This is a genomic window from Paracoccus sp. J56 (assembly GCF_019633685.1).
GTDB classification, from domain to species: domain Bacteria; phylum Pseudomonadota; class Alphaproteobacteria; order Rhodobacterales; family Rhodobacteraceae; genus Paracoccus; species Paracoccus kondratievae.
In genome coordinates this window covers 1-12,400 of sequence record NZ_JAFL01000047.1, presented here as the reverse complement: position 1 = coordinate 12,400, position 12,400 = coordinate 1, and the positions used below count along the sequence as shown (strand labels likewise).

Genomic DNA, 12,400 nt, shown 5'->3' with positions numbered 1-12,400 from the left:
ATGGTCGCGGCCTCAGTCTTGATCGCCTCCATGTCCTCGCCCAAGACCTCGGTGGCCGGAATGACCGGCACGCCGGCGCCGATGGCGACGCGCCGCGCCGAGGCCTTGTCGCCGAGCGCCCGCATGGTGTCGGCGCTCGGCCCGATGAAGGTGATCCCCGCCGCCTTGCAGGCATCGACGAAATCGGGGTTCTCGGACAGAAGCCCATAGCCCGGATGGATGGCATCGGCGCCGGATTCCTTCGCGACGCGGATGATCTCGGGGATGCTGAGATAGGCCGCCACCGGCCCCAGGCCGCCGCCGATGCGGTAAGCCTCGTCCGCCTTGAAGCGGTGCAGGCTCAGCTTGTCCTCCTCGGCATAGACTGCGACCGTCTTCTTCCCAAGCTCGTTTGCCGCCCGCATCACGCGGATCGCAATCTCACCTCGGTTCGCTACAAGAATCTTCCGGAACATGCAGAGCCCTTTCGAAAGGTGGGTGCCCGGCGCGCAGCTGGGCACCCCGGGGGGAAGGGGCGAGGAGCGCCCCAGCCGATGCCGCGGGAGGGAGGCGGCAGCGGATTCTCAGGCCGTGACGGCCATCCACTGCCGCGCGGCGGAGGAGCGCTGGATCGTCTCGACCAGCCGCTGGATACGCAGACCGGCCGCGAAGCCGAAAGGCTCGGGGATCTCGCCGGCAATGGCGCGCAGATAGCCCTCGATCTCGATGGCCTTCAGGTCGTTGAAGCCGATCTGATGGCCGGGGGCGACGCAGAAGCGGCCATAGGGCGGGTGGTCGGGGCTGGCCTCGATGCGGCGGAAGCCGCGCCGGCCGGGCGCGTCGGCGGTCGAATAGAAATGCAGCTCGTTGAAGCGCTCCTGGCTGAAGGCCAGCGCGCCCTTGGTGCCGTAGACCTCGAAATCATGCTGCATCTTGCGGCCGGTGGCGATCCAGTTGCCCTCGATGGAGCCTTGCGCGCCATTCGCGAAGCGCAGGAAGGCGCGGCCGACATCGTCCACTGTCACGGCACGCATGTTGCCCTGGCCGTCGGGGCGCTGGCCAATCATCGTGATGCAATCGCCCATCACCTCGGCGATCGGGCCGAGCAGGAATTCCGCCGTGGCCAGCGCATGGCTGCCGATATCGGCCAGCGCGCCGCCACCCGCCGGATCGTGGCGGAAGGTCCAGGGGCCGTCGGCATCGGCCATATAATCCTCGGCATGCAGGCCGCGATAGCCGCGGATCTCGCCCAGCTCGCCCGCTGCGATCATCTCGCGCGCAAGCCGCAGCATCGGGTTGCAGAGATAGTTGAAGCCGACCTGGGTCTTGACGCCCTTGGCCGCCGCCGCATCCGCCATCTGGCGCGCGTCCGAGGCCAGCGGTGCCAGCGGTTTTTCGCAATAGACATGCTTGCCGGCGGAAATGGCGGCCAGGGCCATCTCCTTGTGCAGCGCATTCGGGGCGGTGATGTCGATCACGTCGATCTGGGGGTCCGCGACCATGCTGCGCCAGTCGGCGGTGGCATGGGCAAAGCCGAAATCGGCGGCGGCACGGGCGGCGGCGTCCTCGGTGACGTCGGCGACCGTATGCAGTTCCAGCTGGTAAGGCAGGTCGAAGACCTTCTGCGCGCTGGCGAAACCGAAGACATGGGCCTTGCCCATGAAGCCGGTGCCGATCAGGCCGATACGCAGGACGGGTTTGTCAGACATGGGCAGTATCCGGTTTGAAGTGACGTTGCACTCAGCCGCCATCCAGATGGCGGACGAGACGACCGATTGACAGGGTTTCGGCACGGCTGTGCGGTGGTGGGCCATTGCGCGACGGTGCTGGAGGATCCTGCTCCAGGCGCTGCGGCAGGTCCGATATGAATGCGGCACTGCCGTAACGCAGATCCGTCGCCTGTCCGACGCTGTCGCCGAGTTCCGCGAGCCGGCGGCGCAGGTTCTCAAGCATGGGCGAAAGTCGGATTGACGATGAGACCGGGATCAACCGTGCCGTCCAGATAGTCGAGCGCGTTCCGGATGGATGCGATGGCCATGCGTTCGCCGCATTCGGCGGTCAGCCCGGCGATATGGGGCGACAGCACCGCGGTCGGCTGTTCGAACAAGGGCGAGCTGCCGGGCGGCTCTTCGTCGAAGACATCGATCCCGGCAGAACCGACCTGGCCCGAGGCCAGCGCTTCGGCCAGCGCCGCCTCGTCCACCACGCCACCGCGCGCCGTATTCGCAAGGACGACGCCGGGCTTCATCAGGGCGATCTCCCTTGCCCCCAGCACCGGCTTGTCGGCCCTGGGCACGTGGATCGAGATGCAATCGGCCCAAGCCAGCCCCTCATCCAGATCGGCAGCCTCCGCGACTGGACCTTCGGGCCAGCCCTTGCGGGCAAGATAGGGGTCATGGGCGCGGACCGTCATCTCGAAGCCGGCGGCCATGCGGGCAAGGCGCTGCCCGGTGCGGCCATAGCCGATGATCAGCAGGTTCTTGCCCGAGATTTCCCGCTGTTCCAGCCGGTTGCGCCAGCCCCATTGGCCGGGGTCACGCACCGCGCGGTCGGCCAGCAGCACGCGCTTGGCGGCCGCCAGAAGCTGCATCATCGCATGTTCGGCCACCGAGACCGAGTTCACGTCCCCGACGATGGTCAGCGCGATGCCGCGGTCGTTGAGTGCGGCAAGATCCACCGCGTCATAGCCGACCCCGTGACGCGAGACGACCCTGAGCCGCTTGGCCAGGGCCACGGTCGCGGCCGAAAGCGGCTGGGTGCGGATCACCAGCGCGTCGGCCTTGTGGATCAACGGCGCGTAGGAAGGTTCCGAAACTTCGGTCACGTAATCCACGGTGATGCCGCGTGCGGGCAGTTCGCGCAGCAGCGCCTCTCCCGCGGGATGCAGCTTTCCGGCAACAAGGAGATGCGGCATCAATAGGCTCCTTTCGTGGCAGAGGCGGGGGCGGAGCCGGTCAGGTCGCGCCAGGTCGCGACCGAGGCGGCGGCCGCACCGGCCAGCAGGCGGGTGTCGCCGCCGACCGTGGTCAGGTCGAACCCCCAGCCGATGGCCCTGGCGGCATATTCCGGCGTGCCGCAATGCAGGCAGGCACGGATGCCGTTCGCCTTGCAGGCGTCCTTGATCCGTTGAAGCAGCGCGATCATCTCGGGCTCTTCGCGGTCGAAGGCGGGGGGCAGGCGGCCTTCCTGCGTGCCCAGCGTCAGATCTGCCGGGCCGACATAGATGCCGTCGAGGCCGGGCGTCGCCGCGATGGCGTCCAGGTTGTCCATGCCCTGCTGGGTCTCGACCATCGCCAGCGCCAGCACCTGATCGTTCGCCGCCACGCCATAGCCGCCATAGGCGAAGGTGGCGCGGGTCGGGCCGAAGCTGCGCTGGCCATGCGGCGGATAGCGCATGTAGCTGACGAATTCCGCCGCCTCCTCGGCCGAGTTCACCATCGGGCAGATGATGCCTTGCGCGCCGGCGTCCAGCGCCTTCATGATCGCGCCCGGTTCGCGCCAGGGCACGCGGACCATCGGCGTCACGCCGGACGCCCGCATCGCCTGCAGCATGGGCAGCACGGCGCTGTAGTCCAGCGCGCCGTGCTGGGCGTCGATGGTGATGCTGTCATAGCCTTGCGCTGCCATGATCTCGGCGGTCAGCGGATTGCCGATGGACAGCCAGCCGTTGATTGCGGCGCGCCCCTCGGCCCATTGCTGTTTGAGCTTGTTGGTGAACATCGCGTTTCCTCCCCTCAGAACACGATCTGCGCGAGCTTGGTGTCGAGATAATCCTCGATCCCCTCGATGCCGCCCTCGCGGCCCATGCCGGAATGGTTGGTGCCGCCGAAGGGCGCCTCGGATGCGGCCAGCGCGAAGCTGTTGATGCCGACCATGCCGGCCTTCAGCCCCGCCGACATGCGCCGCGCCCGGTCGGGCGAGCGGGTGAAGGCATAGGCAGAAAGCCCCATGTCGGACGCATTGGCGCGCGCCAGCGCCTCGTCCTCGGTCGAGAAGCGGGTGATGGCGGCGATCGGACCGAAGTTCTCCCCGGCAAAGACCCTCATGTCGTCGGTAACATTGGTCAGCACCGTCGGCTCGAAGAAGAAGCCGCTGTTCAGATGCGCCGGACGCTTGCCGCCATGCGCGAGCTTGGCCCCGGCGCGGACGGCATCGGCGACGATTTCCTCGATTTCCGCCAGTCGTCCACCATTGATCAGCGGGCCCATGCCGGTGTCGGGGTCCATCCCGTCGCCCAGCTTGATCTGCGCCGCCCGCGAAACGAATCCGTCCACGAAGGCGTCGTGCAGGCTGTCATGGACGAAGATCCGGTCCGGGGTCACGCAGACCTGCCCGCAATTGGCGAACTTGGTCGGCACGGTCAGGTCCAGCGCGGCTTCCAGGTCCGCATCGTCATGGATGATCAGCGGCGCGTTGCCGCCAAGCTCCATCGAGACTTTCTTCACCGTATCGGCGGCATCGCGGATCATCTGCTGGCCGACGCGGGTCGAGCCGGTCAGGCTGACCTTGCGCACCCGGCTGTCCGCCATGATCGGCGCATAGGTTGCGCCGGTCGAGCCGACGACAAGGTTCACCGCGCCGTCGGGCAGTCCCGCCGCACGCAGGCAGTCGACCATCACCATCGCCACGCCCGGCGTCTGCGAGGACGGGCGCAGCACCACCGGACAGCCGGCGGCCAGCGCCGGAGCCAGTTTGCGGGCGGGCAAGGCGGCGGGGAAGTTCCAGGCGGTGAAGGCGCCGACGATGCCCACCGGCTCGCGCGTCACCTCGAAACGGCCGCCGGGGACGCGGCTGTCGACGATGCGGCCATAGATGCGGCGCGCCTCCTCGGCGAACCAGCGGAACTGGTCGCAGGCAAGGCCCCATTCGCGGCCCGCCTGCGCGATAGGCTTGCCGGTCTCGGCCGAGATCATCCGCGCTGCCTCGTCGGCGCGGCGGATCATCTCGTCCGCGGCCCTGTGCAGCGCGTCGGCGCGGCCGAAACCGCCCATCTCACGCAGTTTCGGCAGGGCGCGGGCTGCGGCGTCCAGTGCCGCCTTCGTGTCCTCGACCGTGGCAAGGGCCAACTGGCCCAACGATTTTTCGGTGACCGGAGAGATGACCTCGCCGCTGGCGGTGCCCTGGGTCCAGCTTCCGTCGATGAACAGTCCGAATTGCGAATACATGGCTTATCCGATTTCCCTGGTTGCGACCGTGCGGCCCTTGGCGGCGGAAAGGATCGCGGCCTCGGCCAGCAGCAGTGCCTGCCGGCCGTCCTCGAACCCGACCGGCACCGGCTTGCCTTGCTCGATGGCATCGACGAAGGCGCTGATCTCGGCCGCGAAGGCATCGGCATAACGGTCGATGAAGAAATTCTTCAGCGGCGTGGCGCGGTCGGTGAATTCCGCACCATAGAGCCGCACATGATCCAGCGCCCGGTTTTCCGAGATCGCCATGCCTGCGCTGCCGAAAGCCTCGACGCGCTGGTCATAGCCATAGACCGCGCGGCGCGAGTTGGTGATGATCGCCTGCTTGCCCGATTCGGTCTTCAGCACCACCGTCACCGTGTCGTAGTCGTCGCAACGCTGCATCAGAGACGGGTCGACCAGGCGCGAGCCGGTGGCGGTGACCTCGGTCACCTCCTCGCCCAGGATGAAGCGGGCCATGTCGAAATCATGGATGGTCATGTCGCGGAAGATGCCGCCCGAGGCCTCGATATAGGCGTCGGGCGCCATGCCGGGATCGCGCGAGGTGATGGTGACCTGATGCAACTCGCCGATCTGGCCCGATTCGATGGCCTTCCGGACCCCGGCATGGCCACTGTCGAAGCGGCGCACGAAGCCCAGCATGATCGGCAGGCTGGTGCCGGCAATTTTCGTTGCACAAGCGTTTACCCGGTCCAGCGACAGGTCGATGGGCTTTTCGCACAGGATCGCCTTGCCCGCCGCGACGGACTGCTCGATCAGATCGGCATGGGTGGCGGTCGAGCTGGCGATCAGCACCGCATCCACCTCGGCCGAGGCCAGCGCCGCCTCGACCGAATCGAAACGCGGCACGCCCAGTTGGGCTGCGACTTCGGCTGCTGCGGGGGCATGGATGTCATAGACGCCTGCCAGCCGGGCGCGCGGATGGGCAGCGATGTTTTCGGCGTGCATGCGACCGATGCGGCCGGTGCCGAGGACGGCGATTCCTGTCATGGGTTCCTCCCGAAATTCGTTTCGCAATAATCATTGCAGAACTATTGCATTGTCAATCATCATTCCGTATCGTCTGAAAAAACACCATCCGCAGGAGGAGGCGAGATGCCACGCAAGACCGTGCGCCTGACCATGGCCCAGGCCCTTGTTCGTTACCTTTGCAACCAGTTCACCGAGATCGAGGGCGCGCGTGTCCCGCTGTTCGCGGGCGTCTTCGGCATCTTCGGCCATGGCAACGTGACCTGCCTGTCCGAAGCCTTGGAGCAGGTGCAGGACCAACTGCCGACCTGGCGCGGCCAGAACGAGCAGAGCATGGCACTGGCCGCGATCGGCTTCGCCAAGGCCAAGCGTCGCCGCCAGCTGATGGTCGCCGCGACCTCGATCGGGCCGGGGGCGCTGAACATGGTGACGGCGGCGGGCGTCGCCATGGCGAACCGCCTGCCGGTGCTGCTGATCGCGGGCGACACCTTCGCGAATCGCCTGCCCGATCCGGTGCTGCAGCAGGTCGAGCATTTCGGCGACCCGACCATCACCGCGAACGATGCCTTCAAATCGGTCGTGCGCTATTGGGACCGCATCACGTTGCCCGAGCAGCTGATCCAGTCGCTGCCGCAGGCGGTAGCGACCATGCTGGACCCCGCCGATTGCGGCCCGGCATTCATCGGCCTGGCGCAGGACACGCAGGAATTGGCCTATGATTACCCCGAGGTTTTCTTCGAACCGCGCGTCTGGTCGATCCCGCGCCCGCGTCCCGACCGCGATGCGGTCGCGGCGGCGGCCGAACTGCTGAAAACGGCCAGGAAGCCGCTGATCATCTCGGGCGGCGGCGTGCGCTATTCGCTGGCCGAGGACGCCCTGGCGGATTTCGCCGCCAAGCGCGGCATCCCGGTGGTCGAGACCATCGCCGGCAAGGGCGCGCTGACCCATGACCATCCGGTCCATGCCGGACCCATCGGCATCGTCGGCTCGACCTCGGCCAATGCGCTGGCGAAAGAGGCCGACGTGATCCTGGCCATCGGCACCCGGCTGCAGGATTTCACCACCGGCTCCTGGACGGCCTTTGCCGAGGATGCGCGGTTCATCTCGGTCAACGCGGCACGCTTCGATGCCATCAAGCACCGTTCGCTGGCCGTGGTCGGCGATGCGCTGGAAACCATCGGCGAGCTGGACGCGGCGCTTGGCGACTGGGCGGCCGACGCTGGGCTGATGAAGCAGGCCAAGGAATTGTTCGCCGAATGGAACAAGCTGCTGGACGAGCATCAGGCGCCGACCAACGAGCTGGTGCCGTCCTATGCGCAGGTTGTCGGCGTGCTGAACAAGGTCGCCGGGCCGAACGACACGCTGATCGCTGCGGCGGGCGGCACGCCGGGCGAGGTGACCAAGGGCTGGCGGGTCAAGAACCCCAACACCTTCGACTGCGAGTTCGGCTTTTCCTGCATGGGTTACGAGATCGCCGCGGGCTGGGGCTGCGCCATGGCGCAGGAGGGGCCGGGCGCGACCGGCGGCACGCCCATCGTCATGCTGGGCGACGGCACCTACATGATGATGAACTCGGACATCTATTCGGCGGCGCTGACCGGCCACAAGATGGTCGTGGTGGTCTGCGACAACGGCGGCTTCGCGGTCATCAACCGGCTTCAGCAGGCCAAGGGTGTGCCCGGTTTCAACAACCTGCTCGCCGATTGCCGGATCCAGAACCGCGACAACCCGCTGCATGTCGATTTCGTGAAACATGCCGAGGCGATGGGCGCCCGCGCCGTCAAGGCCGAAAGCCTGGCCGATCTGGAGGGCGCGATGACGGATGCGCTGGCCCATGACGGGGTGACGGTGATCTCGATCGTCTCGGATGCCTGGAAATGGGTGCCGGGGGATGCGGATTGGGATGTCGGCGTGCCCGAGATCTCGAATTTCGAGACCGTCCGCGCCGCCCGTGCGGCGCAGGAAAAGATCCGCGAAGCGCAGCGTCTGGGTGTGTAAATGAAAGCAAAGCTTGGCATCGCGCCCATCGCGTGGTGGAACGACGACCTGGCGGAACTGTCCGATGACGTCAGCCTGGAGGAATGTCTGCGGCAGGCGTCCGAGGCGGGGTTCACCGGCATGGAGACCGGCCGTCGCTTTCCGATGGACATGGCCGAACTGGGGCCGATCCTCGACCGTTTCGGCGTCTCGGTCTGCGGCGGCTGGTTCTCGGGCCTGCTGCTGGACGGCGATATCGAGGCGGAAAAGGATCGCATCGCGCAACAGATGGAATTCTTCATCGCTGCGGGCGCGCCCTGCATTGTCTACGGCGAGACCGCGCGCTCCATCCAGGGCGTGCGTTCCGCGCCGCTGGCCACCAAGCCGAAGCTGACCGAGGTCGAGATGGCCGCCTATGGCCGCAAGATCAGCGATTTTGCCGATTGGTGCGCGAGGCAGGGGATGCCGATCTCGTATCACCACCACATGGCGGCAGCGGTCGAGACCGAGGAAGAACTTGACCTGTTCATGAAGCATTCTTCGGTGCCGCTGCTCTACGACGCGGGTCACATGGCCTTTGCCGGCGGCGACGTGATGCGGGTGATCGAGAACCACCATGCCCGCATCAGCCATGTCCATGCCAAGGACATCCGCCGTGCAGTCGTGGACGGGCTGGACCGTTCGCGCGAAAGCTTCCTCGATGCGGTGATCAAGGGCGCGTTCACCGTCCCGGGCGATGGCTCGCTGGATTTCGAGGCCATCGTCAAGGCATTGGCGGCCAAGGGCTATGAGGGCTGGTTCGTGGTCGAGGCCGAGCAGGACCCGGTGGCGAACCCGCCGCTGGAGATGGCGAAAAAGGGGCATAAGGAGCTGCTACGCGTGATGGCGGCGGCTGGCTATGAGGTGGTGAAATGAACCGCATTGATGGAAAGATCGCCGTCGTCACCGGCGGCACGCAAGGGCTTGGCGCGGCCATCGCGCGGCTTTTTGCCGAAGCCGGTGCGGCGGGCATCGTGATCGTCGGCCGAGGCGTCGAGAAAGGGCAGGCGGTCGCGACCGAAATCACGGCTGCGACCGACATTCCGGTCGAGATGGTCGCCGCCGACCTGGGCAAGATCGAGGACGTGCAGGCTATCATCCCCGCCGCCGACAAGCGTTTCGGCCGCGTGGACATTCTGGTCAACGCCGCCGGCCTGACCGACCGCGGCAACCTGCTGAACACCACGCCGGAACTCTTCGACCGCATGTTCGCGGTCAACACCCGCGCGCCGTTCTTCCTGATGCAGGACGCGGCCAAGGTGATGACCCGCGACGGGATCGAGGGTCGCATCGTCAATATCGGTTCGATGTCCGCGCTGGTGGGCCAGCCCTTCCTCGCGCCCTATGCGGGGTCCAAGGGGGCCTTGGCGACGCTGACCCGCCATGCTGGTTTTGCGCTGATGCGGCACCGGATCCATGTAAACCAGCTCGATATCGGCTGGATGAACTCGGACCACGAACGTGCGCTGGTGCTGTCGGAAACCGGCGACCCCGATTTCATCGACCGGGCCGCGGCGCAGAAACCCTTTGGCCGCATCCTCGACCCGAAGGAAGTCGCGCGCGCCGTGTTGTGGATGGCCTCCGACGACAGCGGCATGATGACCGGGGCGGTGATCCCCTTCGACCAGTCCGTCCATGGCGGCTATGACGACGCGCCGGTCCCTGCGGCAAAACTGGAGGCATGACGATGCAGACCATCAAGGGGCCAGGCGTCTTCTTGGCCCAGTTCGCGGCCGATGACGCGCCCTACAACTCGCTGCCCAGCCTGGCGAAATGGGCGGCCGACAAGGGCTTCAAAGGGGTGCAGATCCCGACCTGGGACACGCGCCTGATCGACATGAAACAGGCCGCCGAGAGCGACGCCTATTGCGATGAGATCAAGGGGATGCTGGCCGACCACGGCCTTCAGATCACCGAATTCGCCTCGCATATCACCGGCCAGCTGGTGGCGGTGCATCCGGCGCATGATGTCATCATGGACAGCTTCGCGCCTGAACATGTGCGCGGCAACCCGACCGCGCGCCGCGCCTGGGCCGAGGAGCAGCTGCGTTTCGCCGCCCGCGCCTCGCAGCGGCTGGGGATCGACCGGCACGTGACCTTCTCGGGCGCGCTGCTGTGGCCCTATCTTTACCCCTATCCGCAATGGCCCGAGGGGTTGGTCGAGGAAGGTTTCGACGAACTAGCAAGGCGTTGGGCGCCGATCCTCGATGATTTCGACGCGCATGGCGTGGATGTCTGCTACGAGATCCACCCCTGCGAGGATCTGCATGACGGCCATTCGTGGGAATATTTCCTGGAAAAGGTCGGGAACCATCCCCGCGCCAACCTGATGTACGACCCCAGCCATTTCGTGTTGCAGGCGCTGGATTACCTAGCCTTCATCGACCACTACCACGAGCGCATCAAGACCTTTCACGTCAAGGATGCCGAGTTCCGCCCGGACGGCAAGTCCGGCACCTATGGCGGCTATCAGCCGTGGTCGAAGCGCGCCGGCCGCTTCCGCTCGCCTGGCGACGGGCAGGTCGATTTCGGGGCGATCTTCACCAAGCTGACCACCTATGGCTTCGATGGCTGGGCGGTGCTGGAATGGGAATGCTTCGTCAAGAACCCCGAGGACGGCGCCCGCGAAGGCGCGCAGTTCATCGCGGACCACATCATCCGGGTGTCGGACCGCGCCTTCGACGATTTCGTGAAATCCGGCGCCAATCGCGGCGCCAACCGGGCCATGCTCGGACTGGAGGAATGACCATGTTGCGTCTTGGAATGGTGGGCGGCGGACAGGGCGCCTATATCGGCAATATCCATCGCCTCGCCTCGCGGCTGGACGGGCAATGGCAGCTGGTGGCCGGGGCCTTTGACGTCGATCCCGAGCGTGGCCGCGCCTTCGCGATCTCGCAGGGGCTCGACCCCGCCCGCAGCTATGGCACCTATCAGGACCTGATCGCGGGCGAGACGGCGCGGGAGGACCGCGTCGATGCCGTGGCGATCTGCACGCCGAACTTCACCCATTACCCGATCGCCAAGGCGCTGATCGAGGCAGGCTTCGACGTGATCTGTGAAAAGCCCCTGACCGCGACGCTGGAGGATGCCGTAGCGCTGGAAAAGCTGGCGCGCGAAAGCGGCCGTTTTGTCGGCGTGACCTATACCTATTCCGGCTATCCGATGGTGCATGAGGCCCGCGTCCGCGTCGCCCGTGGCGAATTGGGGCCGATCCGCACCGTGCAGGTCGAATATCCGCTGGAATGGATGGCGACCGCCATTGAACAGGCCGGCAATGCGCAGGCCGCCTGGCGCACCGATCCCAAAAAGAACGGCCGCGGCGGCTCCATCGGCGATATCGGCACCCATGCCTATCACCTGGCGGGCTTCGTCACCGGGCTGAAGCTGGAAAGCCTGACCGCCGATCTGGCCACCTTCGTGGGCGGCCGGGCCTTGGATGACAACGCCCATGTCATGATGCGCTATCAGGGTGGAGCGCGGGGCCTCTTGTGGTCCTCGCAGATTGCCATCGGCAATTCCAACGGCGTGCGGCTGCGGGTTTTCGGCGAAAATGGTTCCCTGCAATGGTTCCAAGAGCAGCCGAACGAGCTGGTCTTCACGCCGCTAGACGGCCGGGTGCAGATTATCAAGCGCGGCGCCGACGATCTGTCCGAGGACGCCAAGTTGCGCATCCGTACGCCCCCCGGCCATCCCGAGGGCTATCTGGAAGCCTTTGCCAATCTCTATGCCGGTTTCGCCGAGGCGATCCGCGCGCGGCAAGAAGGACGCGAGCCCAGCCTGCTGGGGCAGAACCTGCCGCTGGCCTATGATGGGCTGAAGGGCGTGGCCTTCGTCGAGGCGGTCGTGGACAGCCACGAGGCCGAGGGCCAGCCCTGGCTGACGCCCATGGCGGTCTAAGAATCGAAGGTCCGGCGCGCCGGAAGGCGTAGCGGGGCTAGGTTGTGTTGACAAAAAGGATTCCCCTGCGCGTCTGGCTGTGATTCAAGATCATCTCTACGTGGGAGGTGACCTTGGCACGCAATCTGATGTCCGACGACGAATGGGCATTCTTTGAGGGCTTCATCCGAGCCGTCCGGCATCCGAACGGGCGCAAGCCTGCGGACCATCGACTTGTTCTGGATGGCATTTTCTGGGTCGCGCGGACCGGTGCGCCCTGGCGGGACCTGCCAGAGGAGTTTGGCAAGTGGTCATCTGTCTACCGGCAGTTCCGGCGCTGGACGCTCGCCGGGCTGTGGGAGGACATCCTGGAT

The 12,400-nt window shown here is 66.2% G+C and carries 13 protein-coding genes; 6 read left to right on the top strand and 7 right to left on the bottom strand.

Annotation, left to right across the window (positions count from 1 at the left end; genetic code table 11):
- The 7 genes from M511_RS18270 to iolG all read right to left on the bottom strand — a co-directional run.
- A partial coding sequence (locus M511_RS18270) for a biotin carboxylase N-terminal domain-containing protein (RefSeq protein WP_272491565.1) occupies positions 1-455 on the bottom strand: 455 nt, incomplete at its 3' end.
- A gap of 108 nt (positions 456-563) precedes the next feature.
- A complete protein-coding gene (locus M511_RS18265) occupies positions 564-1,688 on the bottom strand; it encodes a Gfo/Idh/MocA family protein (protein ID WP_010400094.1) in 1,125 nt (374 codons plus the stop codon).
- A gap of 31 nt (positions 1,689-1,719) precedes the next feature.
- Positions 1,720-1,932 carry a hypothetical protein gene (locus tag M511_RS18260; protein WP_010400095.1) on the bottom strand — a complete coding sequence of 71 codons (213 nt, stop codon included), beginning with the start codon at positions 1,930-1,932 and terminating at the stop codon, positions 1,720-1,722.
- A complete protein-coding gene (locus M511_RS18255; protein ID WP_010400097.1) occupies positions 1,925-2,893 on the bottom strand; it encodes a hydroxyacid dehydrogenase in 969 nt (322 codons plus the stop codon). The genes M511_RS18260 and M511_RS18255 overlap by 8 nt, the downstream gene beginning before the upstream one ends.
- Positions 2,893-3,699, bottom strand: coding sequence for an HpcH/HpaI aldolase family protein (locus tag M511_RS18250; protein ID WP_010400098.1), 807 nt, complete (start codon positions 3,697-3,699; stop codon positions 2,893-2,895). The genes M511_RS18255 and M511_RS18250 overlap by 1 nt, the downstream gene beginning before the upstream one ends.
- A 14-nt stretch (positions 3,700-3,713) precedes the next feature.
- Positions 3,714-5,144, bottom strand: a complete 1,431-nt coding sequence (locus M511_RS18245) for an NAD-dependent succinate-semialdehyde dehydrogenase (RefSeq protein WP_010400099.1) — start codon at positions 5,142-5,144, stop codon at positions 3,714-3,716.
- Positions 5,145-5,147: 3 nt separating this feature from the next.
- Complete coding sequence (gene iolG, locus M511_RS18240; RefSeq protein WP_085503112.1) at positions 5,148-6,155, bottom strand: inositol 2-dehydrogenase; 1,008 nt, start codon at positions 6,153-6,155, stop codon at positions 5,148-5,150.
- 105 nt (positions 6,156-6,260) lie between these two features.
- Here iolG and iolD point away from each other — a divergent pair, with 105 nt between their 5' ends.
- From iolD to M511_RS18210, 6 genes are all read left to right on the top strand, one after another.
- Complete coding sequence (gene iolD / locus M511_RS18235; RefSeq protein ID WP_010400101.1) at positions 6,261-8,132, top strand: 3D-(3,5/4)-trihydroxycyclohexane-1,2-dione acylhydrolase (decyclizing); 1,872 nt, start codon at positions 6,261-6,263, stop codon at positions 8,130-8,132.
- Positions 8,133-9,026 carry a myo-inosose-2 dehydratase gene (gene iolE / locus M511_RS18230; protein ID WP_010400102.1) on the top strand — a complete coding sequence of 298 codons (894 nt, stop codon included), beginning with the start codon at positions 8,133-8,135 and terminating at the stop codon, positions 9,024-9,026.
- Positions 9,023-9,835 carry an SDR family oxidoreductase gene (locus M511_RS18225; protein WP_010400104.1) on the top strand — a complete coding sequence of 271 codons (813 nt, stop codon included), beginning with the start codon at positions 9,023-9,025 and terminating at the stop codon, positions 9,833-9,835. The genes iolE and M511_RS18225 overlap by 4 nt, the downstream gene beginning before the upstream one ends.
- 2 nt (positions 9,836-9,837) lie before the next feature.
- Positions 9,838-10,896, top strand: coding sequence for a sugar phosphate isomerase/epimerase family protein (locus M511_RS18220; RefSeq protein WP_085503114.1), 1,059 nt, complete (start codon positions 9,838-9,840; stop codon positions 10,894-10,896).
- Between the two features lie 17 nt (positions 10,897-10,913).
- On the top strand, positions 10,914-12,047 hold the full coding sequence (locus tag M511_RS18215; RefSeq protein WP_010400108.1) for a Gfo/Idh/MocA family protein: 1,134 nt from the start codon (positions 10,914-10,916) through the stop codon (positions 12,045-12,047).
- Positions 12,048-12,154: 107 nt separating this feature from the next.
- On the top strand, positions 12,155-12,400 hold a 246-nt coding region (locus M511_RS18210), incomplete at its 3' end, for a transposase (RefSeq protein WP_139824639.1).